The 25,637-nt window shown below is 73.6% G+C and carries 23 protein-coding genes and 3 pseudogenes; 11 read left to right on the top strand and 15 right to left on the bottom strand.

Annotated features, from left to right (window positions below; translation table 11 throughout):
* Window positions 1-70: 70 nt before the first annotated feature.
* Complete coding sequence (locus tag KIF24_RS04510) at window positions 71-1,762, bottom strand: nitrite/sulfite reductase (RefSeq protein WP_221082873.1); 1,692 nt, start codon at window positions 1,760-1,762, stop codon at window positions 71-73.
* 397 nt (window positions 1,763-2,159) lie between these two features.
* On the opposite strand from KIF24_RS04510, the pseudogene KIF24_RS04505 reads away from it, so the two are divergent.
* Window positions 2,160-3,646, top strand: a pseudogene (locus KIF24_RS04505) (glycosyltransferase family 39 protein).
* A gap of 65 nt (window positions 3,647-3,711) precedes the next feature.
* Here KIF24_RS04505 and KIF24_RS04500 read toward each other — a convergent pair.
* Together KIF24_RS04500 and KIF24_RS04495 are read right to left on the bottom strand one after the other, a co-directional pair.
* Window positions 3,712-5,298: a histidine kinase N-terminal domain-containing protein gene (locus KIF24_RS04500; RefSeq protein WP_221082872.1), complete on the bottom strand. Its 1,587-nt coding sequence runs from the start codon at window positions 5,296-5,298 to the stop codon at window positions 3,712-3,714.
* 24 nt (window positions 5,299-5,322) lie between these two features.
* Window positions 5,323-6,354 (bottom strand): SIS domain-containing protein, encoded by a 1,032-nt coding sequence (locus KIF24_RS04495; protein WP_221083175.1) that lies wholly within the window; start codon window positions 6,352-6,354, stop codon window positions 5,323-5,325.
* Window positions 6,355-6,548: 194 nt separating this feature from the next.
* Between KIF24_RS04495 and KIF24_RS04490 the strand changes: the two genes are divergently transcribed.
* A complete protein-coding gene (locus KIF24_RS04490; protein WP_221082871.1) occupies window positions 6,549-8,240 on the top strand; it encodes a tetratricopeptide repeat protein in 1,692 nt (563 codons plus the stop codon).
* 58 nt (window positions 8,241-8,298) lie between these two features.
* Here the strand turns inward: KIF24_RS04490 and KIF24_RS04485 are convergent, their stop codons facing one another.
* Entirely contained in the window at window positions 8,299-9,882 is a 1,584-nt protein-coding gene (locus KIF24_RS04485) for an MDR family MFS transporter (RefSeq protein WP_221082870.1), read from the bottom strand.
* Window positions 9,883-9,996: 114 nt separating this feature from the next.
* On the opposite strand from KIF24_RS04485, the gene KIF24_RS04480 reads away from it, so the two are divergent.
* Window positions 9,997-10,575: a TetR/AcrR family transcriptional regulator gene (locus tag KIF24_RS04480; protein ID WP_221082869.1), complete on the top strand. Its 579-nt coding sequence runs from the start codon at window positions 9,997-9,999 to the stop codon at window positions 10,573-10,575.
* 14 nt (window positions 10,576-10,589) lie between these two features.
* Here KIF24_RS04480 and KIF24_RS04475 read toward each other — a convergent pair whose 3' ends face one another.
* A complete protein-coding gene (locus tag KIF24_RS04475) occupies window positions 10,590-11,102 on the bottom strand; it encodes a GNAT family N-acetyltransferase (protein ID WP_221082868.1) in 513 nt (170 codons plus the stop codon).
* The gene (locus KIF24_RS04470; RefSeq protein ID WP_221082867.1) at window positions 11,099-11,314 is read right to left on the bottom strand and encodes a biotin/lipoyl-binding carrier protein; all 216 of its coding nucleotides are present in this window, start codon (window positions 11,312-11,314) and stop codon (window positions 11,099-11,101) included. Before KIF24_RS04470 ends, KIF24_RS04475 begins: the two co-directional genes overlap by 4 nt.
* A 141-nt stretch (window positions 11,315-11,455) precedes the next feature.
* Between KIF24_RS04470 and KIF24_RS33805 the strand changes: the two genes are divergently transcribed.
* On the top strand, window positions 11,456-11,587 hold the full coding sequence (locus KIF24_RS33805; protein ID WP_269440567.1) for a 50S ribosomal protein bL37: 132 nt from the start codon (window positions 11,456-11,458) through the stop codon (window positions 11,585-11,587).
* Between the two features lie 131 nt (window positions 11,588-11,718).
* Here KIF24_RS33805 and rsrA read toward each other — a convergent pair whose 3' ends face one another.
* From rsrA to KIF24_RS04445, 5 genes and pseudogenes are all read right to left on the bottom strand, one after another.
* Window positions 11,719-12,006: a mycothiol system anti-sigma-R factor gene (gene rsrA / locus KIF24_RS04465; protein ID WP_221082866.1), complete on the bottom strand. Its 288-nt coding sequence runs from the start codon at window positions 12,004-12,006 to the stop codon at window positions 11,719-11,721.
* 1 nt (window position 12,007) lies between these two features.
* The gene (locus KIF24_RS04460; protein WP_221082865.1) at window positions 12,008-12,823 is read right to left on the bottom strand and encodes a sigma-70 family RNA polymerase sigma factor; all 816 of its coding nucleotides are present in this window, start codon (window positions 12,821-12,823) and stop codon (window positions 12,008-12,010) included.
* Window positions 12,824-13,081: 258 nt separating this feature from the next.
* Window positions 13,082-13,690, bottom strand: a pseudogene (locus KIF24_RS04455) (alpha/beta hydrolase family protein); the annotation flags it as partial.
* Between the two features lie 51 nt (window positions 13,691-13,741).
* On the bottom strand, window positions 13,742-14,134 hold the full coding sequence (locus tag KIF24_RS04450) for a WhiB family transcriptional regulator (RefSeq protein WP_221082864.1): 393 nt from the start codon (window positions 14,132-14,134) through the stop codon (window positions 13,742-13,744).
* Between the two features lie 196 nt (window positions 14,135-14,330).
* The gene (locus KIF24_RS04445; RefSeq protein ID WP_221082863.1) at window positions 14,331-15,041 is read right to left on the bottom strand and encodes an SOS response-associated peptidase; all 711 of its coding nucleotides are present in this window, start codon (window positions 15,039-15,041) and stop codon (window positions 14,331-14,333) included.
* A gap of 103 nt (window positions 15,042-15,144) precedes the next feature.
* Here KIF24_RS04445 and aroA point away from each other — a divergent pair, with 103 nt between their 5' ends.
* From aroA to KIF24_RS04425, 4 genes are all read left to right on the top strand, one after another.
* Window positions 15,145-16,449, top strand: a complete 1,305-nt coding sequence (gene aroA / locus KIF24_RS04440) for a 3-phosphoshikimate 1-carboxyvinyltransferase (protein WP_221082862.1) — start codon at window positions 15,145-15,147, stop codon at window positions 16,447-16,449.
* Window positions 16,419-17,543: a ribosome small subunit-dependent GTPase A gene (gene rsgA / locus KIF24_RS04435; RefSeq protein WP_221082861.1), complete on the top strand. Its 1,125-nt coding sequence runs from the start codon at window positions 16,419-16,421 to the stop codon at window positions 17,541-17,543. The genes aroA and rsgA overlap by 31 nt, the downstream gene beginning before the upstream one ends.
* 67 nt (window positions 17,544-17,610) lie before the next feature.
* Window positions 17,611-18,414 carry a histidinol-phosphatase gene (gene hisN, locus KIF24_RS04430; protein WP_221082860.1) on the top strand — a complete coding sequence of 268 codons (804 nt, stop codon included), beginning with the start codon at window positions 17,611-17,613 and terminating at the stop codon, window positions 18,412-18,414.
* 59 nt (window positions 18,415-18,473) lie between these two features.
* Window positions 18,474-19,442 carry a hypothetical protein gene (locus KIF24_RS04425; protein ID WP_221083174.1) on the top strand — a complete coding sequence of 323 codons (969 nt, stop codon included), beginning with the start codon at window positions 18,474-18,476 and terminating at the stop codon, window positions 19,440-19,442.
* Here KIF24_RS04425 and KIF24_RS04420 read toward each other — a convergent pair.
* Window positions 19,397-20,599 carry a glycosyltransferase gene (locus tag KIF24_RS04420; protein ID WP_221082859.1) on the bottom strand — a complete coding sequence of 401 codons (1,203 nt, stop codon included), beginning with the start codon at window positions 20,597-20,599 and terminating at the stop codon, window positions 19,397-19,399. The two genes, KIF24_RS04425 and KIF24_RS04420, sit on opposite strands and share 46 nt — an antisense overlap.
* 136 nt (window positions 20,600-20,735) lie before the next feature.
* Between KIF24_RS04420 and KIF24_RS04415 the strand changes: the two genes are divergently transcribed.
* Both KIF24_RS04415 and KIF24_RS04410 read left to right on the top strand, forming a co-directional pair.
* Window positions 20,736-21,731 carry an SDR family oxidoreductase gene (locus tag KIF24_RS04415; protein ID WP_221082858.1) on the top strand — a complete coding sequence of 332 codons (996 nt, stop codon included), beginning with the start codon at window positions 20,736-20,738 and terminating at the stop codon, window positions 21,729-21,731.
* A gap of 66 nt (window positions 21,732-21,797) precedes the next feature.
* Window positions 21,798-22,370, top strand: a complete 573-nt coding sequence (locus tag KIF24_RS04410) for a DUF5709 domain-containing protein (protein WP_221082857.1) — start codon at window positions 21,798-21,800, stop codon at window positions 22,368-22,370.
* 13 nt (window positions 22,371-22,383) lie between these two features.
* On the opposite strand, the gene KIF24_RS04405 is transcribed toward KIF24_RS04410, so the two are convergent.
* Both KIF24_RS04405 and macS read right to left on the bottom strand, forming a co-directional pair.
* Window positions 22,384-23,028 (bottom strand): response regulator, encoded by a 645-nt coding sequence (locus KIF24_RS04405; protein WP_221083173.1) that lies wholly within the window; start codon window positions 23,026-23,028, stop codon window positions 22,384-22,386.
* Window positions 23,029-23,042: 14 nt separating this feature from the next.
* Window positions 23,043-24,167 carry a MacS family sensor histidine kinase gene (macS, locus tag KIF24_RS04400; RefSeq protein WP_221082856.1) on the bottom strand — a complete coding sequence of 375 codons (1,125 nt, stop codon included), beginning with the start codon at window positions 24,165-24,167 and terminating at the stop codon, window positions 23,043-23,045.
* Window positions 24,168-24,284: 117 nt separating this feature from the next.
* Here macS and KIF24_RS04395 point away from each other — a divergent pair.
* Window positions 24,285-24,754 (top strand): annotated as a pseudogene (locus KIF24_RS04395) (ATP-binding protein).
* A 16-nt stretch (window positions 24,755-24,770) separates the two neighbouring features.
* On the opposite strand, the gene KIF24_RS04390 reads toward KIF24_RS04395, so the two are convergent.
* Entirely contained in the window at window positions 24,771-25,604 is an 834-nt protein-coding gene (locus tag KIF24_RS04390) for a phosphoribosylaminoimidazolesuccinocarboxamide synthase (RefSeq protein ID WP_221082855.1), read from the bottom strand.
* Window positions 25,605-25,637: the final 33 nt, after the last annotated feature.

Here is a 25,637-nt window from a genome sequence, read left to right as displayed (position 1 = left end):
GCCTCGCTTCGCCCGGCGCCGCGACGAGGCGCCACACCACTGAGCTGACCAGTTCGTTCGCTGCGCTCGCTCACCGCAGTTCCTCCTCGTCGACCCTGATCACCCAGTTGGCGAACGTCTCGCCCGCGGTCCGGCCGGCCAGGTAGCGCGACGCCAGCCGCTCGACGTACTCGGGAAGCTCCTCGGCGGTCGTCTTCAGGCCGCGCAGCTTGCGGCCGAAGCCGGCGGTGCGGCCCTCGGCCATGCCGAGCCCGCCGCCGAGGTGCACCTGGAAGCCCTCCACCTGACGGCCGTCCGGCCCGGTGACCAGCTGACCCTTGAGGCCGATGTCGGCCACCTGGGTGCGGGCGCAGGCGTTCGGGCAGCCGTTGATGTGGATGGAGATGTCCGCGTCGAAGTCGCGCAGCCGCTGCTCCAGCCGCGCCACCAGCTCCTCGCCACGCGCCTTGGTCTCGACGATGGCGAGCTTGCAGTACTCGATGCCGGTGCAGGCCATCGTGCCGCGCCGCCAGGCCGACGGTCGGGCCTCCAGGCCGATCCCGCGCAGCCCGTCGACCAGCGACTCCGTCCGCTCCGGCGGCACGTCGAGCACCAGCAGCTTCTGGTACGGGGTGAGCCGCACCCGGTCGCTGCCGTGCGCCTCGACCACGTCCGCCAGCTGGGCGAGCTGGGTGCCGGAGACCCGCCCGACCACCGGGGCGGCGCCGACGTAGTTGCGGCCGTCCCGCTGGACGTGCACGCCGATGTGGTCGATCGGCTTGTCCGGCAGCTCCGGGGCGGGCCCGTCGAGCAGCGTCCGGCCCAGGTACTCCTTCTCCAGCACCTCGCGGAACTTAACCACACCCCAGTCGGCGAGCAGGAACTTCAGCCGGGCCCGGTGGCGTAGCCGGCGGTAGCCGTAGTCGCGGAAGATGCCGACCACACCGGCCCAGACGTCCGGCACCTCGGCCAGCGGCACCCAGACGCCGAGCCGCTGGGCCAGCATCGGGTTGGTGGACAGGCCGCCGCCGACCCACAGGTCGAATCCCGGGCCGTGCTCCGGATGATCGACACCCAGGAAGGAGATGTCGTTCGCCTCGTACGGGGTGTCCACCAGCCACGAGATCGAGGACTTGAACTTGCGGGGCAGGTTGGAGTACTGCTTGTCGCCGACGTACCGCCGGACGATCTCGTCGATCGCGGAGGTGGGGTCGACCAGCTCGGCCGCGGCCACCCCGGCCACCGGGCTGCCCAGCACGATGCGGGGGCAGTCGCCGCACGCCTCGGTGGTCTGCAGGCCGACGGACTCCAGCCGCCGCCAGATCTCCGGCATGTCCTCGACCCGGATCCAGTGGTACTGGATGTTCTGCCGGTCGGTGATGTCGGCGGTGTCCCGGGCGAACTCCCGGGAGATCTCGGCGATCGTCCGCAGCTGCGCCAGGTCGAGCTGGCCGCCGTCGACGCGCACCCGCAGCATGAAGTACTCGTCTTCCAGCTCGTGCGGTTCCAGCACGGCGGTACGCCCACCGTCGATGCCCGCCTTGCGCTGGGTGTAGAGGCCCCACCAGCGGAACCGGCCGCGCAGATCCTGCGGGTCGATCGAGGCGAACCCACGATGGGCGTAGATGTTCTCGATCCGGTCCCGCACGTTGAGCGGGTCGTCGTCCTTCTTGATCCGCTCGTTGGGGTTGAGTGGCTCCCGGTGCCCGAGCGCCCACTGGCCCTCGCCACGGGGACGTCGGGGCGCCCGCGCGGGGCGGGCCGGAATCTCGCTGACTGCCATCGCGGCGTCCTCCGTTGTCTGCTGTGCCTCAGTTGGCCTACGCGGACGCGGCGAGCGGCTCCCGGAGGAGGCCGGGACGACGATGTCTCTGCCCGGCCGGCGCGCTGCGTGCCCGAGGCAGGAATGGTCGGGCGTCGTCAGTGAGCCGGACAGATGGCGCTGCGCACGCGGCCGTAATCGACGTGGCGGCGGGCCACGAAGCGGCGGACGACGGCGGCAGTCATGGACGTCATGCTGCCACACCCGGCACCGGGCGGCCAATGAGCACGTGTGGGATCCCACATCACGGGCGGTCGCTGCCACCACCCGGAGCGCAACCGTGTGGCAGGCTCGCGGCATGGGGGATTTGTCCGGTAGGTCGATCCCGGCCGCCGGAACAGGCGTCCGGCTGAGCGGGATGCGCCTGCGCTCGCTGCCGGTGTGGCTGGTGCCGGCGGGCGTCGCCCTGCTGGTGACGCTGGTCGGGCTGGACACCGCCCAGCCGTGGCGCGACGAGTTGGCGACCTGGAGCGCCGCCACCCGAGGAGTCGCCGGCCTGCTCCGGCTGGCCGGCACCATCGACGCCGCCGCCGGGCCGTACTACCTGCTCATGCACGCCTGGGTGACGGTGGCCGGCGACTCGGTGGCCGCGCTGCGCCTGCCCTCCGCGCTCGCGATGGCCGCGACCGCCGGCCTGACCGCCGTGCTCGGCCGGCGGCTCTGGGACGCCCGCGTCGGTCTGCTCGCCGGGCTGCTGGTCGCGGTGCTCCCCGGCACCTCCAGGTACGGCCAGGAGGCCCGGCCGTACGCCCTGGCCACCGCACTCGCCGTGCTGAGCACTCTGTTGCTGGTGGACGCGCTGAACCAGCCCGGTCGGCGCCGCTGGGTCTGGTACGCCGCGACGACCATCGCCCTGGGGCTGACCCACCTGGTCGCCCTGACCCTGCTCGCCGCCCACGCGGTCGTCGTGCTCGCCGCCGCGAGGCGCGGCGGCGCGGAATCCGGCGGCACGGGGCCCGAAACCGTGCCCACCGCCCCGGGAGCCGGCCGCGGGGAGCGGGGCCGGCCGCGGCCGGGCCCGCGCTGGCTGGCCGCCCTGGTGCCGGTGATGGTGGCGGTGGCGCCGCTGGCGCTGGCGGCCCGGGGACAGCGGGCCCGGCAACTGGACTGGGTGGACGCCGCCCGTCCCGGCGACCTGGCGGCGCTCGCCGGCGGGGTGGCGCAGAGCGGGGTGGTCGGCGGGTTGCTGGTCGGGCTCGCCGCGCTCGGCGCCGCCCGGGCCGGCCGGCGCGGCCTGCTGCCGGCGAGCTGCGTGCTGCTGCCGGTGTCGCTGCTCTTCCTGGCCGGGCTGGTCGTGCCCCTGTGGGTGCCCCGCTACCTGGTCTTCGTGGTGCCGTTCGGCTGCCTGCTGGCCGGCGCGGCACTGGCGTCGGCACGGTTGCCGCCCGCCCTGGCCGTGGTGGCCCTGGCCGGGCTGCTCGGCCTACCCGACCAGGTGGCACTGCGCCGCACCCACGAGTGGCCGCGCAGCGCCACGGTCGACTACCGGGCAGCGGCCCGGATCGTCGCCGCCGGCCAACGCCCCGGCGACGCGGTGGTCTACTCGCCTCGGGACAGCTGGCTCTTCCTCGATCTCGGTCTCGGCTACCACCTGGGCGGACGGCTTCCGCGGGACGTGCTGCTGGCCGAGGGGCAGGTCCGCCGGGGCGACCTGTGGGCCGCCGAATGCGACCGGCCGGCCGACTGCCTGGCCGGCGTCGACCGGGTCTGGCTGCTGCTGGCCGGTCGCCGTGCCGACCCGCTGGCCGCCGTGCCCGGCCCCAGGGGGACGCGCTGCGCGCCGGCTTCACGGTCGCCCAGGTCTGGCCGCGCGCCGGCCTCACCGTCGCGCTGCTCACCCGCTGATCCGTTCCGGCCGGCGGCTGGACCGGCCGGCAAGCGGGCGGCTCGGCGCGGCGGCGGCGAACCGTTCAGCGGCCCTCCGGGACGCCGCGGGCCAGCGGAACGGCGAGGAATGCCTCGGTGCCCCCCGCGGCGCCCGGACGCAGCTCGATGCTGCCACGCAGTTCGCCGGTGACCAGCGCCCGGACGATCTGCAGCCCGAGCTTGCCGCCACCTTCGGCGTCGAAGCCGACCGGCAGCCCTCGGCCGTTGTCGGCCACGGTGACGTGCAGCATCTTGCGGAACCGATGAGCCGACACCACAACCTCGGGCGCGGGCTCCGCCGAGGCGGCGGCCGGCCCAGCCGGCTCCGTCGGCTCGCCAGCGGCCGGTTCCGCCCCCGCCAGGTCGTCGCCGGCCGGCGGGAAGCCGTGTTCGACGGCATTGAGCAGCAACTCGTTGAGGACCATCACCAGCGAGGTGGCGATCTCGGCCGGCAGCACACCGAAGCTCCCCCTGCGCCGCATCCCGACGCTCACCTCGGTCGCCGCCACCTCGGTCGCCGCGCTGGCCACCCGGTCGACTATGCCGTCGAACTCAACCACCTCGTCGCTGGACATGGAGAGCGTCTCGTGCACCAGGGCGATCGACGCCACCCGCCGCACGGATTCCTCCAGGGCCACCCGCGCCTCCGGCATCGACACCCGGCGGGCCTGCAGGCGCAGCAGCGCCGCGACGGTCTGCAGGTTGTTCTTCACCCGGTGGTGGATCTCCCGGATGGTGGCGTCCTTGGTGATCAGGGCACGATCGCGGCGGCGCACCTCGGTGATGTCGCGGACCAGCACCAGCGCGCCGATCGGCACTCCGGCGGGCATCAGCGGCAGGGCCCGGGTGAGCATGGTCGCGCCGCGGGCGTCGATCTCCCGCCGGGGCGGCGCCTCGCCGCGCAACGCGGCGAGGATGCCGTTCGCGGCGTCGGTGCCTTCCAGGGGATCGCCGGCCAGGCGGCGGTGCAGCACCGCGAGATCCTCCCCCACCAGCAACGATGCGTGCCCCAACCGGCGGTACGCCGACTGCGCGTTCGGGCTGGCGTAGGTGACCTTGCCGCCGGCGTCCAACCGGACCAGACCGTCGCCGACGCGCGGCGCGGAGGTGGTCTCCCCCGGGTGCCGGGGCGGCGGAAAGGTGCCGTCGGCGATCATCTGGGCCAGGTCGTCGGCCGTGGTCAGGTAGTTCAGCTCCAACTGGCTGGGCGTGCGGGCGGTGGACAGGTTGGTGTCCCGGCCCACCACGGCGATCAGCTCACCGGATTCGCCGTCGGCCGCGCGCAACCGGACCGGGATCGCCTCGTGCCGGGCGGGCACGTCGCCGTACCAGACCGGGTCGCCCTCCCGCCAGATCCGTCCCTGCCGGTAGGCGACCTCCAGGTGCGCCACCTCCGGCCCGCCGACGATCCGTCCCACCTGGTCGTCCTGGTAGGCGGTGGGCGCGGTGGTCGGGCGGACCTGGGCCACGCAGAGGAAGCTGCCCTCGCCGTCGACCGGCACCCAGAGCAGCAGGTCGGCGAAGGAGAGGTCGGACAGCAGCTGCCAGTCGCCGGCGACGCGGTGCAGGTGGTCGATGTCGGCCGGACGCAGCCGGGTGTGCTCCTCGGCAAGGTCGCGCAGTGTGGACACGCCGACAGACTGCCACGCCGCGGCTCACATCGTCGCGGTGACCTTCCTCAGCCCGCGCGGCGAGTCCGGATCCTCGCCCCGGGCCAGGGCCAGGGCCAGCGCCAGCCGCTGCAACGGCAGGATGTCCAGCAGCGGGGCGTACCGTTCGTCGACCTCGGGCACGGCGATGCGGGTGGCGCCGCCGACCTCGGCGGAGCCGACCACCACCACGTCGGCCCGACGCTCGCCGAGCCGGGGCAGCACCTCGCCCATCGCCCGCCCGCCCGGCCCCGAGCCGACCACCGCCAGCACCGGCACGGCCGGATCGGTCATGGCGAGCGGGCCGTGCAGCAGGTCGGCGCCCGAGAACGCCAGCGCCGGCAGGTATGACGTCTCCATCAGCTTCAGCGCCGCCTCCCGGGCGGTCGGGTAGGCGTACCCCCGGCCGGTGGTGACCAGCTGGGCGGCGAACCGGTAACGCGGTGCGAGCTGGGCCGGGGTGGGGTCGGTCAGGGTGCGCGCGGCCAGCTCGGGCAGGTCGGCCAGGGCCTGCCGCTCCTCGGCGGGCAGCGCGCCGTCGCCGGCCCGGATCCCCTCCACCAGCATCAGCAGGGCGAGCAGCTCAGCGGTGTAGGTCTTGGTGGCGGCCACCGCCCGCTCGTGCCCGGCGGCTATGTCGACGGACAGCTCGGCGGCGCTCGCCAGCGGGGAGTCCGGCGCGTTGGTGACCGCGAGGGTGAGCGCGCCGGAGTCCCGGGCGGCCCGGAGCACTTCGGCCAGATCGGGTGAGCCGCCGCTCTGGCTGACGCCGACGACCAGGGCGTCGGAGAGGTCCGGCCGGGCACCGAAGAGGGTCACCGCGCTCGGTGAGGCCAGGCCGGCTGGCAGGCCGAGACGGATCTCGGTGAGATAGGCGGCGTACAGCGCGGCGTGGTCGGAGGTGCCCCGCGCGGTGAACACCACGTGCCGTGGCCGGCGCTCGGCCACCGCCGCGGCCACCCGGGCGATCGGTGCGGCGTGTTCGGCGGAGAGCAACCGCTCGTAACCGGCCGGCTGCTCGTCGATGTCGGCGGCCATGCCGCTACCTGGGCGCGTCATGGAAACTCCTCCCCTGCGCGAAAGCCGCGCGTTTGCTGCTCAGTCTTGCACTCTGTTTTCGATCTCAGCAATCGAACGAGCAGCACTGCGCATTGGATCACCAGAGCTGGGGCCCGTCACCTACGCTGACCCGACCTCACCGCGCAGCCGGTACCGACGAGTGAGAGGACGACGTGGCCGAGGGAACGAACGACCGGGCGTTGCCGGCGACGGAGGAGCTGGTCCTGGCCCGGCAGGCCCTGGACTCCGGCGAGCTGGCGCACGCCGCCGACCATGTCGCGGCCGCGCTCGCCCGCGCGCCGACGCTGCCCGAGGTGCACGAGACCCTCGCCCAGTTGGCCGCGGCCAGCGGTGACGGCGGCGTGGGTCTGTTCCCGTTGCAGCACCACACCTTCGTCGGGGCGGTGGTTGCCCGCGCGCACCTGCTCGCCGCGGCAGGTCGCCCGGCCGAAGGGCTCGACCTGCTGATCGCCGCCACCGCGCACGCGCCCGGTGCGGACTGGGCGGGCGTGCCCTGGGTGACCTCGCCGGAGTTGGCCGAGCGCCTCGGTCCCGACCAGGCGGCGCGGGTGTTGTTGCAGGTCTGCGCCGCCGCACCCGATCCGGTGCCGCCGGCAGCCCGTCCGGCCCTGGCGGCCTACCTCACGCTGGCCCGCAACGCGGTCACCGTCCATCCGGAGCACGGCCTGCTGCTGGGCACGGCGTCCGCGCTGGCCCGGCGGGTGGGCGAGGTTCCGCTCGCGGTCCGGTGGGCCACCCGGGGGGTACGCGCGGCGCCGTCGAAGATGGGTGAGGTCTGGCTTGGATACGCCCTGCGCAGCGCCGGCCGGACCCGCGAGGCGCTCGCCGCGCTGCGCCGCGCCGTCGGCCACGATCCGGACGATCTGGCGGTGTACGCCGACATCGCCGGCACGCTGGCCGACCACGGCCGGCTGGAGGAGGCGCTGCGCTGGATCGAGCAGGCGCTGACCCGCAACCCGTCCTTCGACTGCGCGGTGCACACCGCGCACCGGCTGCGGTTCCAGCGTGACGGCGAGGTGCGTCACCTGGTCGCGCTGGCCGACTTCGTCCGCGACCATCCGGACGACTCGCACGAGCACGGCGATCTGGCCGAGTGCTGCCGCGGACGCCCGTGGCTGGGGCAGCTCACGCCGGCCGCGTCGGCGACCGGGGCACCGCGCCCGCGCGACGTCGCCGGACTCGACCCGGCGGTGGGCGCGGTACGCCCGACGCCGCCTCCGCCGTCCGCCGAGGCGGCCCGCCGGCTGCGCGAACTCGCCCGGCCGGCCTGGCCCCACCCACCCGCGGCGTACGACGCCGCGGTCGGCCTGGCCACTCTCGACCTGCCCGATCTGCTCGGCCTGCTGGCCCATCCGCCCGATGTCCCGCAGACCGCCCTGGGTCGGGTCCTGGCCGGCCAGGACCCGGCCCTGTGGGTGCGTTGCGTGCAGGTGTGGGCCTGCCTCGGCCTGCTGCACCATCGCACCGACGAGCCCTGGGCGACCTCGACCCGGCGGCAGGTGCTGGTGGACTTGGCCCGGGAGGTGGAGGAGGTCACCGAGGCGGCCCTGTTCGCCCTGGTGACCGCCGCCTGGGTGGACCCGTCGGTCCGGCCCGACGTGGCCCGGGTGGTCGCCGAGCGGCTGGCGGCCACGGCCGCGACGGGCCGGGATCGCCCGGTACCCGCCGCACCCTCCCTGGCTCACCTGGCGCTGGCCACGCCGGGCCTCACCCCGGAGGCCGTCGCGCTGGCGCGCACGCTCACCGGCCCGACCGCCGGCCGGCGCCGTGGTTCGCCGCGTGCCGTGCTGCGCCGTCTGCTGCGCCTGCTACGACCGCGCATCCCCGGCCCTCCGCCGCCCTGACCGTGCCGGCCCCGCCCTGACCCGCCCCGCCCCGCGGCGCCGGGTCAGCACGACCCGGTCAGGCGGCCGGGGAACGGGCCAGGGCGGTCTCGGCCTGCTCCTCCGGGCTGGCCGGCTCGGCGTCGTTGCTGGTACGCAGCGGGATCTCCCGGATGAACCAGGCGAGCACCGGAACCACGACCGCGAAGATCACGGCCCATCCGAACACGTGCGAGATCGCGTCCGCGAGGCCACCGAGCACCAGTTCGCGCGCCTGCGCCGGCAACTCCTTGAGCTGCTCGATGTTCATCGCCGCACCGGACTCCCCACCGCCGCTGAACGCGCCGCCGGCCGCAGAGCCGGCCAGCCGGTTGGCGAAGATGGCACCGAACAGCGAGATGCCGAACGACCCGCCGATGGACCGGAAGAAGGTGGCCGCACCGCTGGCCGCACCGAGATCCCTCTGGGCGACGCTGTTCTGCGCGATCAGCATGGACGTCTGCATGAGGAAGCCCATGCCGGCGCCGAGCACCAGCATGTAGAGCGACGAGGCGACCTTGCTGGTGTCCACGTCCAGCAGGCTCAGCAGGGCGAGCCCGACGGCCATCACCCCGCCGCCGACGATCGGGAAGATCCGGTACCGCCCGGTCCGGGTGATCGCCCGGCCGACGACCAGCGAGACCACCAGCATGCCGAACATCAGTGGCAGCAGCAGCAGGCCGGAGTTGGTGGCCGAGGCCCCCTGGACGGTCTGCTGATAGAGCGGCAGGAAGTTCATCGCGCCGAACATCGCGAAGCCGAGCAGGAAACCGATCACCGAGATGAGGGCGAAGTTCCGGTTGGCGAAGAGCCGCAGCGGCAGGATCGGCTCGGGGACCCGCCGCTCGACGAGCCCGAAGAGCACCAGCGCCGCGACCGCTAGTACGGCGAGGCCGAGGATCTGCGGGGAGGCCCAGGCGTACTCGTTGCCGCCCCAGGTGGTGATCAACACGATGCCGGTGATGCCCACCGACAGCAGCGCGGCGCCGAGCCAGTCGATCCGGTGCTCGGTGCGGTACTTGGGCAGGTGCATGGTGGCGATCAGCAGCACCAGCGCCACGCCGCCCAGCGGCAGGTTGACGTAGAACGCCCAGCGCCAGGAGAGGTGGTCGGTGATGAAGCCGCCGACCAGTGGGCCGGCCACCATCGCGATGGCCATGATCCCGGCGATCATGCCCTGGTACCGGCCACGCTCACGGGGCGGCACCAGGTCACCGATGATCGCCATGACGCCGACCATCAGGCCACCGGCGCCCAGACCCTGCACGGCCCGGAAGGCGATCAACTGGACCATGCCGTCGTCGGGACCGCCGAGGAAACCCGAACCGGCCATCCCGCACAGCGCGGAACCGACCAGGAAGATCACCACGGCGGTGAGGAAGACCGCCTTACGGCCGTAGAGGTCGCCGAGCTTGCCCCAGATCGGGGTGGAGACGGTGGTGCCCAGCACGTAGGCGGTCACCACCCAGGTGAAGTGGTTGAGCCCGCCGAACTCGCCCACGATGCGGGGCAGGGCGGTGCTCACGATCATGTTGTCGAGCATCGCCAGCATCATGGCGATCATCAGGCCGAAGAGTACGACCCGGACATTGGGTCGCACGGCAGCCTGGTTCTGCTGGGCCATCGGTAAGCTCTCCCCCCGAGATGCGGCGCACTTACTTGCCGCCCGGCTAGTCACCTTACTAGCCGGACGGTAAGTTGGACAGGTGACGACGGCCAACCGGATGGGCAGGGACGGGTGAGTCAGAGCACAGGCGGCACGCGGGAGCGGATCAAGGCCGTGGCGCTGGAGCTCTTCACCGAGCAGGGTTACGAGGCGACGTCCCTGCGTGAGGTGGCCGAGCGGCTCGGGGTGACCAAGGCTGCGCTCTACTACCACTTCAAGAGCAAGGACGAGATCGTCACCAGCGTCGTGGAGGACCGGCTGGAGCGGATGGACGCGCTGATCGCCTGGGCCGAAAGCCAGCCGGCCACGCTGGTCACCCGCCGGGCCGTCGTCGAGCGGTACGCCGACGCCACGTTCAATGGCGAGCAGCACTCGGTGATGCGGTTCTTCGAGCAGAACCAGACCGCGTTGAAGAGCCTCTCCGCCGGCCGGGAGCTGCGCGGCCGGATGTTCCGGCTGGCCACCGCACTCTGCCAGGGTGACGACTCCCCCGGCGCCCAGCTCCGTGCCGTGCTGGCCCTGTTCGCCGTGCACAGCAGTTGGTTCGCCGTACGCACACCCGACATCAGCGACGCCGAACGTAGGCGGGTCGCCCTCGAAGTCGCGGACGAACTGCTCGCCGCCATCGCCGCCCCGCCCACCGAACCCTGACCGGTGGCGGCTAGCTAGTGCGTCGTGTCGAGTGGCAGGCGCAGGGCGAGCAGGTCGACCCCGGGCAGTGGACTCCAGTCCCGCGCCGGCACCCGGACGAAGCCGCGCCGCCGGTAGAGCCGGTGGGCGGGCTCGGCGTGGCCCGCGCGTACGCAGATCGTCAGGGCGGTGCAGCCCAACTCGTTCGCCCGGGCGACGCAGGCGTCGACGAGGGCCGCGCCGGCTCCCCGGCTCTGCGCCGCCGGGTCGACCGCCAGCATCCGGAACTCGGCCTCGCCCGGGCCGCACAGCTCGGCGTAGCGGCTGCCGGGCAGGACGAAGGTGACCGAGCCGAGCAGCCGGCCGGTGACCGGGTCGACGGCGACCAGGACGTCGCCGTGCGCCGCCCGACCGACCACGTCGGCCAGCACCTCGGCGTAGCCGGTCTCACCCTTGAGCTGCCCGTCGGCCTCGTACGCCGCGACGGTGAGCCGGGCCACCGCGGCGAAGTCGGCCGGCCCGGCCGGACGGACCAGCGGGCCGGTCAACCGATCACCGCGATCAGGTCACCGTCCTGCACCACGTCACCCTCGTTCACCACGAGCTGCCGCACGACGCCGGCGCTCTCGGCAATCACCGGGATCTCCATCTTCATCGACTCCAGGATCACCAGCGTGTCCCCCTCGGACACGGTGTCCCCGGCCGACGCGACGACCTTCCAGACGTTCGCCACCATCTCGGCGCGGATCTCCTCGGCCATCTTCCGGGCCCCTTCTCTCACGACTGCCTGCGACGTATCCAATCACGGTCGGGCCGCCGGTGGGCGCGGGAGTGCCCCGGCGACGCTCCCGCGCTGCCGGCCGCACTAGCATCAACAGGTCGGACCCGGCGCCGAGAACCGGTGCGCAGTCGCGCCGAGGTCGTGCGCGGTCGATCCGACCATCACGAGGAGGTCAGCATGGCGAAGAAGTCCCGCAAGAAGAAGGCCCGCAAGAAGAACGCCGCCAACCACGGCAAGCGCCCCAACTCCTGAACCGCGGTCGGCGGCACATTCGCGGCCGGTCAGGAAACGCCGGTGGCCCGACTCGGGCCACCGGCGGGCGTCGTCACAACCGGGCGGGTCGCGCCGGCCACGGTGCGGCCGGAACCGTCGGGTCGCCCCGATCAGTCGGCCAGTTCGCGCGACTCGGTGCTCTCGAAGACGACGAGTTGACGAAGCCGCACCCGCAGCCGCTCGTGCAGCTCGTCCGGCGCGGACTCGTTGCCACAGCAGCGGGCCACCAGCGCCTTGACCTCCTGCTCGATGCCGTACTCTCGCAGGCACCCGCCGCACTCGTCGAGGTGGTGCCGGATCAAGGTACGACGCTCCTGCGCGCACTCCAGGTCGAGGTAGAGGTAGACCTCGGCAAGCACCTCACGGCAGTCCGTCTCGTGCGGGTCTCCCCAGCTCACGTCACACCTCCCGGCCGGTGGCAGCGGTCGAACTCCGGGCCGACGGCGCGGCGGAGAAGCCGAGCTCCGCGGCGTAGCCCTCAAGCAGCTTGCGCAGATTACGACGCCCGCGGTGCAACCGCGACATCACCGTGCCGATCGGCGTACCCATGATGTCGGCGACCTCCTTGTAGGAAAAGCCCTCGACATCGGTCAGGTAGACAGCCAGCCGGAACTCCTCCGGCAACTGCTGGAGGGCCTCCTTGACGTCGCTGTCGGGGAGCCGGTCGAGCGCCTCGGTCTCGGCGGACCGCAACCCGCTGGAGGTGTGCGACTCGGCCTCGGCGAGCTGCCAGTCGGTGATCTCGTCGGTCGGCGCCTGCACCGGCTGCCGCTGCCGCTTGCGGTAGGAGTTGATGTAGGTGTTGGTCAGGATCCGGTAGAGCCAGGCCTTCAGGTTCGTGCCCTGCTCGAACTGGTGGAAGGCGGCGTACGCCTTCAGGTAGGTCTCCTGGACCAGGTCCTCGGCATCCGCCGGGTTACGCGTCATCCGCAGGCCGGCCGCGTACAGCTGATCGACGAAGGGCATCGCGTCCCGCTCGAACCGGGCCCTACGCTCGTCCGTCTTCTCGGTGGTCAACCGCACATCCCCTCGGGTCGGATGCTTCCCCGCCGAGGATACGCGCACGGACCTGTCGGAAGATTCGGTTCCGACGGGTGTGCCCGTCGCCACCTCGGCCGGTGGCACCGCCGCCGGCCAGTTCGGGCCGGTCAGCAGCTGCCTCAGCTGCCGGGCCTCCCGCTCGTCGCGCTCCCGGTTCCGGATCTCGGTCGGCACCGGTCACCCCCTCGCACATTGGTTGTCCGAGGTGTTCAACACGCACCGTGGGTCGAGACATTCCGGCCCCGGCCCGGCGTTCCTGGTCCCGGCCGCGGCGGTGCAACCGAGGCTGGGACCAGGAAGGGCCTGGGAGCCCGGTGCCGCACCCGGCGACACCACCGGGTGCAACGAACCGGCGCGGTCGACGGAAACGGCGGCCGGCCGCGTGCGCGAGGCCGCCGCCGGGTCAGCCGCCGTGGCGGCGGCCCGGCCCGCCCGCGCCCAGCCGTTCTCGCGCAGCCAGCCGATCACGACTGCGGCCGTTCCGGCCGGGTCGCCGCGCAGCTCGTGCCGCTCACCCGGCCGGACCACCACCCGCACGCCGGGGCTCGGGGCCGGCACGCCGAACGGGTCCCGATCGCCGTTGACCACCAGGGTCGGCAGCCCGGTGCCCAGTTCACCGGCCCGACTGCGCTCCGGCCGGCCTGGTGGATGCAGCGGGAAGGCGAGCGCGACCACCCCGGCGGCGCCCACCGCGGTCGCCGTCCGGCAGGCCACCCGCGCGCCGCTGGAGCGACCACCCACCACCAGGGGTACGCCCGGACGGTGCCCCCGCAGCGCGCCCAGCACGGCCGTCCACGCCTCGTCGAGGTGCCCGGCGGGAGCCGGCGCGCGGCGGCCGGCGACCCGGTAGGGCTGGGTCACCCGGGCCACGGCCACCCCGGCGGCCACCGCGGCATCGCTGAGCGCGATCAGGTCGGGGGCGTCGACGCTTCCGCCCGCGCCGTGCCCGAGCACCAGCAGTGCCCGGACCGGACCGGTCGGCGTGTCGAGGTCGACCCGCGCCGGGCCGCGCGGGGTCTCGATGAGGTCGTCGTGCGGCACCGCTCCATTCTGCGGCCGCGGCCCGGCGGCCTCGACAGACCGGGCCGGTGGTCAGCTCAGCGGGACGAGCGTGAGTAGCCGGTCCCGCACCGGCGGGCCCGCCTCGGCGGCGGCGTCGGGATCGGGTTGCACCTCGTCGCGCCAGGCCACCAGCATCGCCCGCCGTTCCCGTGGGGTGGTGCCACCCCACACGCCGTGGCAGTCGCCCACCTCCAACGCCCAGGCCAGACAGGAGCCCTGCACGTCGCAGCTGCGGCACAGGGCCACCGCCGCGTCCGCCGGCTCGTTCGGCGCCGGAAAGAACGTCTCCGGGTCGACGCTCTGGCAGGTGCCCCTGGTGCGCCAGGCTTCGTCCTGTCGCCGTTCACGTAACGCCCGCAGCAGCCGCGGATCACGCCGCGCGGCGGCCACCTCGTGTGGACGGGGCATACGCGCCCGTGTCATCCACCCACCTCCCCCGTGGGACCAGCAAGATCGATAGACGTCGTTCACCCGACGCGAACGATACCCATCACCGGCGCTGTGTTCTATCGCACTTGCCTGGGCGGAGACAAGACTTTGCCGGGAAGTTGGCCGAACGATCGGGTCATCTTTCACCCGCAACCGCAGCAAATCACTCCCGACAATGTGCGGGGCGTAATCAGAACAACCGCATGTCCTCCGGCTCCGGGTGGCGGGTCGGCGGCACCCGCGCGGTCAGTTCCGGGCCGTCGTTGCGGACGTCTCCCACCGCCGGCCCGACCGGTCGCACCTCGATCCCGGCGAGCCAGTCCAGTGGCGGCGGCACGAGCAGCTCGGCCGCGTCGCCGCCACCACCCAACCAGCTGGCCCACCGCTCGGGCGGTAGCAGCAGCGGCATCCGATCGTGCACCTCGGCCAGTTCACCGAGCGCGGTGGTGGTCAGCACACTGCAGGTCAGCAGCGCACCACCGGGGCCGTCCCAGACCGACCAGATGCCGGCGAAGGCGAGCACCGAGCCGTCCAACGGGGTGAGGTAGTACGGCTGCTTCGCCTCGCCGGGCCGACGGACCCACTCGTACCAGCCGTCGGCCGGGACCAGGCAACGGCGCCGGGCGAAGGCCGGGGCGTACGCCCGGCTGGTCGCGACCGTCTCGACGCGAGCGTTGATCATGCGGGCCGCCCCGGCCGGCGACCGGGACCACGGTGGCACCAGTCCCCAGCGGCCGAGCGAGAGCGCGCGATGACCCGCGGGGCTGACCCGGACCAGCGGCACCGGGTCGGTCGGGGCAACGTTGTGGTCGGCGACCAGCGCGCCAGCGGTCTCGTCCGCAGACTCGAACAGGACGCTCAGGTCACCGGCGCTCCGGGTCGTGGCGTACCTCCCGCACATGCCGGACACGCTAGCGCGCCGCCGGCCGCCCGGCTGTCCCGTCCACCGGGAGCGGCGGCCACGGCCGCGACCACGACCGGCCGCGACACGGCAGAATGTAGCCGTGGGGAACCTGACCGCGAACCGGCCGCTGAAGCCGTGGACCGCCCCGACGGCCAATGATCCGGTGTCGGCGTCGCTGCGCCTGCCCGGCTCCAAGTCGATCACCAACCGTGCCCTGGTGCTGAGCGCGCTCGCGACCGGCCCTTCGACACTGGCCAGGCCGCTGCGCGCCCGGGACACCGAGCTGATGGCCGCGGCACTGCGGGCGATGGGCGCGCACGTGTCGATCGCCGACGACGAGCGCTGGCTGGTCCGGCCGCACCGGCTGGTCGGCCCGGCGCAGGTCGATGTCGGGCTCGCCGGCACCATCATGCGCTTCGTGCCCCCGGTGGCGGGGCTGGCCGAGGGCCAGGTCACCCTCGACGGTGATCCGCACGCTCGCACACGCCCGCTCGGGCCGCTGATCGGGGCACTGCGCTCGCTCGGCGTACGCATCGACAACACCGGGCCCGGCAGCCTGCCGCTGGTGGTCCTGGGCACGGGTCGGGTCACCGGCGGTGAGGTGGTCATCGACGCCTCCGCCTCCAGTCAGCTGGTCTCCGGGCTGTTGCTCGCCGCGCCGCGATTCGACCGTGGGCTGGTGGTCCGGCACGTCGGTCCGCCCGTGCCCTCCGCGCCGCACCTGCGGATGACCGTCCAGATGCTGCGGGCGGCCGGTGCCGCGGTCGACGACAGCACCCCGGACGTCTGGGCGGTCGAGCCGGGCCCGCTGACGGGGCGCGGCTGGGAGATCGAGCCGGATCTGTCCGGCGCCGTCCCGTTCTTCGCCGCCGCCCTGGTCACCGGTGGCGAGGTGACCCTGCACGGCTGGCCGCCGCGAGGCAGCTCCCAGCCGGTGGAGCGGCTCCGCTCGCTGTTGCAGCAGATGGGCGCGGAGGTAACCCTCACCACCGAGGGGCTCACCGTGCGCGGCAGCGGGACGGTGCGGGGCCTGCGCGCCGACCTGTCGGACGTGAGCGAACTGACCCCGGCGCTCACCGCGTTGGCGATGCTCGCCGACTCTCCCTCGGTGTTCACCGGCGTCGGCCACATCCGTGGTCACGAGACCGACCGGCTCGCCGCGCTGGCCCGGGAGTTCACCGCGCTCGGCGGGGACGTCACCGAGTCGGCCGACGGCCTGGAGATCCGGCCCCGGCCGCTGCGTGGCGGGGTGTTCCGCACATACCACGACCACCGGATGGCGCACGCGGCGGCGGTGGCCGGTCTGGCCGTGCCCGGCGTCGAGCTGGACGACGTGGCGTGCACCTCGAAGACCATGCCCGAGTTCCCGGCACTATGGTCGGCAGTGGTGACCGGCAAGAGCTGAGCGACGGAAACGGGGCGGCCCTGGCGACCAGGCGGCGGGAGTACGACGAGGACGACGTCCGGGTCCGGCCCGGCAAACCCTCGCGTCCGCGTACCCGAACCCGGCCACAGCACGCCGACGCGGAGGGCGGCCTCGTCATCGCGGTGGACCGGGGACGGTACACCTGCGTCCTGGCCGGCGCCGCGCCCGAGGACCGGACCGTCACCGCGATGCGGGCTCGGGAGCTGGGGCGCAAGTCCGTGGTGGTCGGCGACCGGGTCGGCCTGGTCGGCGACACCTCCGGCACGTCCGGGGCACTGGCCCGCATCGTCCGCATCGAGCCGCGGCGGTCCGTGCTGCGGCGCACCGCCGAGGACGACGCCAGCACCGCCGAGGGGCGACTGGAACGGGTGGTGGTCGCCAACGCCGACCAGCTCGTGATCGTCAGCGCGCTGGCCGACCCGCCGCCGCGCACCGGGTTCATCGACCGCTGCCTGGTGGCCGCGTACGACGCGGGCATCGAGCCGCTGCTCTGCCTGACCAAGGCCGACCTGGCCGGCCCGGAGGCGGTTGTCGGCTACTACACCGAGCTGGAACTGCCGTACGTCCTCATCCGGCCGGACTCGCCACTGGACGCCCTGCGCAGCCTGCTCGCCGGGCGGGTCTCGGTGCTCGTCGGGCACTCCGGGGTCGGCAAGTCGACGCTGGTCAACCGCCTGGTCCCGGAGGCCGATCGGGCGGTCGGCACGGTCAGCGCGATCGGCCGGGGCCGGCACACCTCGTCCAGCGCCGTGGCGCTGCGGCTGCCCGCGCTGCCCCGCGTGACCGACGACCCGGGCTGGATCGTCGACACCCCCGGCGTACGCAGCTTCGGGTTGGCCCACGTGTCGGCCGAGAGCCTGCTGCACGGCTTCCCGGACCTGGTCGAGGCCACCGTCGACTGCGCGGCGAACTGCCCGCACACCCCCGACGAGGCCGACTGCGCGCTGGACGCCTGGGTCGAGCGGGGTCGGGCGGATCCCCGCCGGCTGGCCTCGTACCGCCGGCTGCTGGCCTCGCGGGCCGGGGAGCCCGATCTCCGTGGCGAGGCCGAGCCGCGCGGGCGCCCGGAGTGAACCGCCGGCCGGAGCCGCGCCCGGCCCCCGGCGCCGGCCCGGCGGTCGCGTCGCTACCGTGTCCGACATGACCGGGTACGCCGACGACCTCGCCCTCGCCCACCGGCTCGCCGACGCCGCCGACGCCATCTCGACGACCCGGTTCCGGGCGCTCGACCTGCGGGTCGAGTCGAAGCCCGACCTGACCCCGGTCTCCGACGCGGACACCGCCGTGGAACGCGAGATCCGCGCGCTGCTCGCCGAGCACCGGCCCGGAGACGGGCTGCTCGGCGAGGAGTACGGCTCGACCCCCGCCGCCGGGACGAGACAGTGGGTGGTGGATCCGATCGACGGCACCAAGAACTTCGTCCGCGGAGTGCCGGTCTGGGCCACCCTGATCGCACTGTTGGAGGGCGGCCGGCCGGTCGCCGGGTTGGTGTCCGCGCCGGCGCTGGGCCGCCGCTGGTGGGCGGCGCACGGCACCGGGGCGTACGCGGGCCCGGATGCGTCCCGGTGCACCGCCATCCGGGTTTCCGGGGTGACGAAGCTCGCCGATGCCAGCCTGTGCTACTCCTCGCTGGGCGGCTGGGAGGAGGCCGGTCGGCTGGAGCCGGTGCTCCAGCTGATGCGGGACACCTGGCGCAGCCGGGCCTACGGTGACTTCTACGGTTACATGCTGCTGGCCGAGGGCGCACTGGACGTCATGATCGAGCCCGAGTTGTCGTGCTGGGACGTGGCCGCACTGATACCCATAGTCACCGAGGCCGGGGGCGCGTTCACCGACCTGGCGGGCGGTCCGGCCCTCGCTAGCAGCGAGAACAGCGCCGTGGCCACCAACGGCCCACTGCACCCCGACATCCTCGATCGGCTCGGTCAGCCGGCCGCGCGCTGACGCCCGGTTACCTCTATCCTCGCCAGGTGGCTACCTCGGGCTGGTGTTTCCTGGCGACGATGGTCGTCGCGTACGGCGTCGCCAACCTGTTGCAGTCGGTCGCCGCCGCCCGCACCAGCGTGCACCACACCTTCGATCCCGGGCTGCTGCTGCGCCTGGCCGGGCACCGCACCTACCTGGTCGGGCTGGCCTGCCAGGTGGGCGGGTTCGTGTTCGCCTTCCTGGCCCGGCGGGATCTGCCGCTGTTCCTGGTGCAGGCGAGCGTGGCGGCCGGGCTCGGGGTGACCGCCATCCTCGGTGTGATCGTGCTGAAGTGGCGGCTGCCGATGGCCGAGGTCGCCCTGCTGGTGCTCCTCTTCGCCGGGATCACCGCACTGGTGCTGGCCGCCCGACCTGCGCCGTCCAAGGGACTGGGCACCGCTGGCACGCTCGCCCTGCTGGCGACCCTGGCGGTCATCGCGGTGCTGGGCTTCTTCGCGGTCCGGCTGCATGGTGCGCCCGGCTCGGTGGCACTCGGCTCGCTGGCCGGGCTGGCCTTCTCCGCGGCGGCGGTGGCCGCCCGGCCGCTGGCCTCCGCGCCGAGCTGGGACACCTTCCTCACCGATCCGCTGCTCTACCTGCTCGTCGGCCATTCCCTGGTCGGCCAGCTGCTGCTCGGGCTGGCGATGCAGCGCGGTTCCACCACGGCGGCGGTGGCCGCCATGGACGCGGCCGGTGCGGTGCCCGCCGCGATCGTCGGTCTGCTACTGCTCAACGACAAGATCTGGCCGGGCCGGGAGTGGCTCGCCGGCGTCGGCTTCCTGGTCACCCTCGCCGCCGTCATCGGGCTCACCCGGTACGCCGCACCACAGCACCATCACGCCCTGGCACGGGAGACGACCCGGGCGGTGGTCGGCGTCGGCGCGTCACCGATCGGGCCTCCGCCCGGCCGGCCGGCCCGGGCGGTCGTCCGCGCGGTCGGCGGCGGTGTGGGCGCTGGGGCTCAGGCCGCCTCGACCGGCTTGCGCCGACCGACCACCCGCTCGTAGAGCCGCTCCAGCGCACTCGCCGTCCGTTCCCAGGTGTAACTGCACCGGACCCGGTCCACCGCCGCGTGCCCGTACGCGAACCGGCCCGCGTTGTCGGTGAGCAGCCGACGCAGCGTCATCCCGAGCGTGCGCACGTCGCCCGGTGGCACCAGCTTGCCGGTGACCTCGTCGACGACGGCGTCGGCGATGCCGCCCATGGCGTAGCCGACCACCGGAACGCCGCAGGCCATCGCCTCCAGCGAGACCCGGCCGGCCGACGAGTAGTGCGGGGTGCAGGCCACCACGTCGGCCGAGCGGTACCAGGTGGCCAGCTGCTCGTGCGGCACCGCGCCCACCAGGTGCACCTGCTCGCCGACCCCGATGCGTTCGGCCAGCTCGCGCAGCCGCCGCGCCTCGGCGTGGTGGGCCAGCCGGTCCGCCGGCGGCCCGCCGACGATCACCAGTTCCGCGTCTCCGACCAGCCGCATGGCGCGGATCAGGTCGTCCTGGCCGTGACCGCTGGAGAGAGCGCCCACCGACAGGATCCGGGGTCGTTGGTCGCGCGGGGCGGCCTCACCGTCGGGATGGAACCGCTCCGTGTCGACGCCGGTCGGCACCATCGCGACCGACGCGCGTTGCAGGCCCATCCGGGTCAGCTCGTCGACCTCGTCGTTGCACTGGGCGACCGCGATGTCGACCACCCGGGTCAGCGCCCGCTCCAGCGGGATGCGGGTGCCGGGGCCGTCGTACTGCGGGCCGAGGTGGCGCAGTTGCTCCATACCGATGGAGTGGAACGTCTGCACGACGGGGATGTCGGTCTCCCGGACGGCGTGCGCGGCAGCCAGCCCGCCGATCCAGTAGTGGCCGTGCACCACCTCGGGTGTCCAGCCGCCGGACCACTGGTCGGCCAGCCACTGACCGAACTCGGCCACGTACGGCACCAGTTCGGCGGTGGGTATCGGCGCTACCGGTCCCACCGGCGCCCGGTGCACACCGTAGTTGTCCACAGTGGCGATCTCGGCCGCCTCCGGGGCGTCCCGGCGGGTGTAGACCCGGATGTCATGACCTCGTCCGGCCAGTTCGGCCGCAACCCGTGCGATGTGCTGGTAGGTGCCGACGACGTCGCCGTCGCCGGACGGCGGCGCAGCGGCGTGGGCACAGACGAGGCCGACGCGCATGGGTCACCTCCATGCGGATGGGGCGGTGGTCTCTTGTCAGAGCGTCCCATTAACCGGGGTCCGACGAGCCGAAACCTCGCAGATCGGGGGGCGCGCCCGGCGGCATGATCCGGACACGGCGGGGTACCGATGAGGAATGCCCCTCGCCCGAAGCCTGCCCGACGCCACGGTGGTGATCACCGGCGCCTCCAGCGGCATCGGCGCGGCGACCGCGCACGCCCTGGCCCGCCACGGCAGCGGCCTGGTGCTGGCCGCCCGCACCGAACCGGCGCTGCGCGAGGTGGCGCGGCGCTGCCGTGAGCTGGGCGGTCGCACCCTGGTCGTGCCCACCGACGTCACCGACCCGGTGGCGGTGCAACGGCTGGCGGCCTACGCCGCGACGGAGTTCGGCCGGATCGACGCCTGGGTCAACAATGCGGCGGTCGGCTCGGTCGGGCTGTTCGAGGAGGTCCCGGTGGCCGAGTTCCGCCGGGTGGTGGAGGTGAACCTGCTCGGCGTCGCGCACGGGATCCGGGCCGCGCTGCCCCATCTCAGCGCGGCCGGTGGCGGCGTGGTGGTCAACAACGCCTCGGTGCTGGCCGAGGTGGCGATGCCGTACCAGTCCGCGTACAACGCGGCCAAACACGGGATCCGAGGGCTGGCCGACACGGTCCGCCAGGAGCTGCGCGTCACCGGCCGGGAGGCCATCTCGGTCTGCACCGTGCTTCCGGCCACCATCGACACGCCGTTCTTCCGGCACGCCGCCAATCACAGCGGCCGGCAACTGATGCCGCCCCCACCGCTCTACCCTCCGGAGGTGGTCGCGGAGACGGTCATCCGGCTGCTGCGCCGGCCCCGACGCGAGGCGTACGCCGGCGGCGCCGCCCGCCTGATCGGCCTGCAGTGGCGGCTCGCCCCGGCGCTCGCCGAGCGGCTCCTCGCTTGGTACACCCGGCGCACCCAGTTCGGGCCGTCGATCGGGTGGGACCGCTCCGGAAACGTCTTCCAGCCAGGCGCCGAGGGGCAGCCGGCGGGCGGCTGGCACGGCCGGCGCCGCCAACTGGTCCGGGTCGGCGCCGCCTTCGGCCTCGCCGCCGGCACGGCGGTGGGCGCCGTCGCCGCGATGACCCGCCGCACCCGATCCACCCGCTGAGCACCGGCTGCCCGATCGGGCAGCCGGTACCGGTTACGGCGGGAGGGCAGCGGGTAGTGGTCAGTCATGCGCGACGACGAGTACCCGACCCCCGTGTCCGATCCCGAGGCCGACGGGCTGCCCGACACCGCCGACGACGACTCGACGGCCGGGGACGACGTGCTGACCGGACGGGAGGCGGACGGTCCGGCGCCGGCCCAGCTGCCCGGCGACCGGACGCCGGTGGCCGTCGACGAGTTCGGCACGACCGCAGAGGAGCAGCTCGACGGCGAGTCACTGGACTACAAGCTGGATCGGGAACAGTTCGAACTGCCGGTCAACGATCCGCTGGCCGGTCCGGTGGATCCGGACATCGCGGCCGAGGCGGACAGCCGGGAACAGGCGGCGCAGGCGCAGCTCGACGCCGATGTGATCGACCCCGGCCCCACCTCCGACCCGAACTCCCCGGTCTCGATCTACGACCACGGTCGGCTGGGCAGCGGTGCGGACACCACGGTGGGCCGGCTGGTCGAGCCGGACGAGGGGACGCACACCGATCAGGAGACCGACTCGATCGCGTACGACGCGGGTGCGGCCGGCGGCGGGGCCAGTGCCGAGGAGTTGGCCGTGCACGAGACCCGGCCACCGCACTCGGTCTGAGTGACCGGCGAGGTCACCCGTCCAGGCCGCGTTCTATCGCGTACCGGGTGAGTTCGACCCGGTTGTGCAGCTGGAGCTTGCCGAGCGTGTTCTGCACGTGGTTCTGCACCGTACGGTGCGACAGCCCGAGCCGCTCGGCGATCTGCTTGTACGACATACCCTTGGCCACCAGACGCAGCACCTCGGTCTCCCGGTCGGTGAGCCGGGGTGCAGCGTCCGGCGAGCCGGCCACCGCACGCTCCCGGACCGCGGCCAGCCGGCGGTACTCGCCGAGGACGAGCCCGGCCAGTCCGGGTGTGAAGACGGGCTCCCCCTTCGCGGTCCGGCGTACCGCGGCCAGGAACTCCGTCAGCGCGGCGGATTTCAGCAGGTAACCGGTGGCCCCGGCCTTCACCGCGTCCAGCACGCCCTGCTGCTCGCCGCTGGCGGAGAGCATCAGCACCCGCACCTCGGGCCGGGCGGCGAGCAGCCCACGGATCACCTCGACCCCGGAGATGTCCGGCAGTTGCAGGTCGAGCACCACCACGTCGGGACGTGCCGCGTCGACCACCCGGATCGCCTGGCGCCCCTCCCCGCAGCTGGCCACCACCCGGTGTCCGGCTTCGGTGAGGTCGCGCGCCACCGCTTCCCGCCACATCGGGTGGTCGTCGACCACCATCACCCGTACGCCGCTCACGGTTCCCTCCTCGGCACGGTGAGTTCCACCTCGGTGCCGGCGCCCGGGGTGGAGCTGATCCGGGCGGTTCCCCCGAGGTCGGCCAGCCGGCCCCGGATCGCCTGCGCCACGCCCAACCGGCCCTGTGCGGCGGCCTCGGCGAGCCGCCCCGGCGCGAAGCCCGGACCCTCGTCCCGGATCGACACGGTCACCGCCGCGCCCTCGTCCTCGACCAGTACCCAGGCTCGCCCACCGCCGTGGCTGGCCGCGTTGTCCAGCGCCGCCCCGACCGCCGCCGCCAGTTCGCGGGCCACCGCCGCTGGCAGCGGCACCGGGGTGGCCGGGGCGGACAGCGACACGGTGGCGCCGGCGTACCGGCCGAGGGACGCCCGCAGGTCCACCGGTGCATCGGTTCCACCAGCCACGACCGACCCGCTGCCGGAGATCAGCGCCCGCAGTGCCACTTCCTGTTCACCAGCGAGCCGGGCCAGCTCGGCCGCCTCACCGTCGAGGTGGGCGCCGCGCCGCTGGACCAGGGCGAGCACTTGGAGCACCGAGTCGTGGATGTCGCGGGCCAGCCGCTCCCGTTCCCGAGTGGCGGCCTCCAACTCGACGGCCCGTTGCAACCGCTCCCCGGCGGTCACCGCCAGCCGGGCCACGTGCCCGACCACCACGCCGGCGAGCAGCATGAGGATCGCGCCGTTGAACGCACTCGGGGTGACCACGCCCCGGGTGGCGAGGTCGGTCGCGCCGAGCACGAGCGCGGCTGCCGCCCCGCGCCGCCGGCCGCCGCAGACGGCCCAGGCCAGCACCGGCCCGCCCAACCAGGCGACCGGCAGGGTGGGCAGTCCAGCCGCGAGCGCCGGCCGGCCCATCACCCACGGGGTGACCAGCAGGATCGCCACGACGACTCCCAGGTCGGTCAGGAGCAACGGCCAGCCGCGCCCGGCCGGGGTGGCGTAGCGGACCGCGGTGACCGCCGTCCAGGCCGCCATCACCAGCACCAACGTGCCGGCGGCGAGGGGGTGGGCGTACCGGTCCGCGTCGCGGATCGCCACCACGCAGACGTACACCAGGGAGGCCGCCCGGAACACCGCGACGGCCCGCCACAGCGGGACCTCCAGACCACCGGGCGCGGGCACGTGCGACACGATGCCACAGCGGCGCGAGGCCCCCGCCGGCCGATGCGGCTCGGCTAACCCTGACGTACGGTGGTAAAAGCCGCGTAAACCTCTGCGACCTCCTGTCGGGACGGGGCCATGACGAACGCAGAACCTCACCCACCGCGTACGGTGGTGCCCATCGAACACGCCCTCCTGACCGCCGACGCCTTCGACCAGGCCCAGGTGACCGAGCTCCGACACTCGGTCACCTCCTGCGCACACGCCGCCGGGCTGCGGGACGAGCGCTTGGACGACTTCGTGCTCGCCGTCAACGAGCTGATCACCAACGCGGTGCGGCACGGCGGAGGTCGCGGCTGGCTGCGACTGTGGCGCAAGGCCGGGCTGGTCTGCTGCGAGGTCTCCGACCACGGCCGGGGCATCACCGCCCAGCACCTCGCCAACCGCAGCCGACCGGCCCCGAGACGGCCGGCGGCTGGGGCCTCTGGCTGGCCCGCGAGCTGACCGACGCGATGGACGTCGAGACCGGCCCGGCCGGCACCACGGTACGCATCACCACCACGGCGGTCCCCGCCGAGCAGCACGTCGGCCGCCATCGGGGCGATTGAGCCCGACGCCGAGGGCTCAGCCCCAGCGGCTACCGGTCAGCTTCTCGTAGACGTCGACATAGCGGGCCCGGGTCGCGTCGACCACCTCGGCGGGCACCTCGGGCGCCGGGAGTTGCCTGTCCCAGCCGCTCTGCGCCGCCCAGTCCCGCACGTACTGCTTGTCGTAGGAGAACTGCGCCCGCCCCGGCTGATAGGACTCGGCCGGCCAGAACCGTGACGAGTCGGGCGTGAGCAGCTCGTCGGCGAGAACCAGCGTGCCGTCCGGCGCCCAGCCAAGCTCGATCTTGGTGTCGGCGACCAGGATGCCCCGGTCCGCGGCGAGTTCGGCGCCCCGGCAGTACACGTCGACGGTCAGCTGCCGCAGCCGCTCGGCGGTCTCCACGCCGACCTTGTCGACGACCCCGGCGAAGGTCATCGGCTCGTCATGCTCCCCGACCGGCGCCTTGGTCGACGGGGTGAAGATCGGCTCGGGCAGGATGGACGCCTCGACCAGGCCACGCGGCAGTTCAACGCCGGAGACCGCGCCCGTGCTCTCGTACTCCTTCAACCCGCCGCCGGTGAGGAAGCCCCGGGCGACGCACTCGATCGGGACCATCTCGAGCCGGCGGCAGCGGATCGCCCGGCCGGCGAACTCCGGCGGCACGTCGGTCGCGGAGACGACATGGTTGGGCAGCAGGTCGGAAAGCTGCTGGAACCACCACAGCGACAGCGCGGTGAGCAGCTTGCCCTTGTCCGGAATCGGGGTGGGCAGCACCACGTCGTAGACGGAGACGCGATCCGAGGCGACCAGGATCAGGTCGTCGCCCTCGGCGTAGACGTCCCTCACCTTGCCCGAATGCAGAAGTTCCACGCGGACAAGTAGACCACGCGGCGGGCCTGCCCC

The organism is Micromonospora tarapacensis (genome assembly GCF_019697375.1).
Taxonomy (GTDB): Bacteria; Actinomycetota; Actinomycetes; order Mycobacteriales; family Micromonosporaceae; genus Micromonospora; species Micromonospora tarapacensis.
The sequence above is the reverse complement of the archived record's forward strand: the minus strand, read 5'-3'. Positions and strand labels throughout refer to the sequence as shown.